We start from the raw sequence: 1,114 nt of genomic DNA on the forward strand, positions 1-1,114 counted from the left end.
ACATATTAAACCCATTCTAAAGTACTTAAATGCATGTTATTTAGTTGCATACAATGATTGTAGCAAGTAATTTTCGGAGCTAGCTCGAAGTAATGCTAAATTATTTTTCGCTTCTGTAAAATCGATATCTAGTTCATTGATATCTTGCACTGTGTTGATATGTCGCTGAGTTAATTCAACAGAGCTAAGCAAACCACTCGATCTCAAATCTACTTTTGAATTAAATTTAATTGTAAAAAAAGGAATTTCATTAATAATAGAAAATACAGTACCGTGGAAACTTGTCGTTACTACAAAGTTTGCATTTTTAAAAAGACTTAAAAACTCCTGTGGGGATGCGGTTGCAATATTTTTAGGGTCATCGCCAGATTTAATTTTTGATGAAATAACTTTGACTTCAAGCCCAAGCTTATTTTTCACAAATTCAATAACTGAAGCCGTATTAGGGTTTTTCTCAACCTCGTAAACAAGTAAGTATGGCGCTTCACTTCCGCTATCAGTCGGCAATAATTTGTCCCACTCCTCATTATCAAGAAGAAGAGTCGGATCTAACGTTACCACTGAATTTAAATTAAAATTTGTATTGATTTCGTCACTCAGAGATTTCTCTCGTACCCCAACACTGCTTAATTTAGCTAATTTAGCCTGAAATTCAGACGTGAAATTTGAACTTACCATACCGTTTCCCATGCTGGCAGCATAAGAAAATACACATTCAGTGTTGATATTTTTATCCTCTCCAAAATAAATACTTTGAAGACCATTTGTTATATTAAAATTCCATATCTGGTCGCTACCTAACACAACATGACTATAATTTTTACGGCCCTGATTAAGATCATATATAGGTAAGTAGGAAGCTATAAAATTATTAAATGCTATAGAGCGCTTACTTTTCCTTTTGTAATCTACAAGCAGTAAAAACCAAGACTTTATATAGCTAAGTAAAGACCTATTTGTATAGTCTGGGTACAGGCTGTACTTTTTCCCAACAGTATCATTAGTATCTTGTATAAATTCTGACTTGAAGCCTAATAACTCAAGTTTACGGTATAAACCATAAGCTTGTAATACAGCGCCATAGTTATGAGCATTATGGAAGGTAACAATACCA

General features: G+C 33.3%; 1 protein-coding gene. It reads right to left on the bottom strand.

Annotated features, from left to right (window positions below):
- Positions 1-36: 36 nt before the first annotated feature.
- Positions 37-1,114: polysaccharide pyruvyl transferase family protein (locus tag GQR46_RS19965; RefSeq protein ID WP_165742271.1), on the bottom strand; the 1,078-nt coding region annotated here is incomplete at its 5' end.

Origin of the sequence: Pseudoalteromonas sp. Z1A6 (assembly GCF_011378745.1) — a bacterium.
Classification (GTDB): Bacteria; Pseudomonadota; Gammaproteobacteria; order Enterobacterales; family Alteromonadaceae; genus Pseudoalteromonas; species Pseudoalteromonas arctica.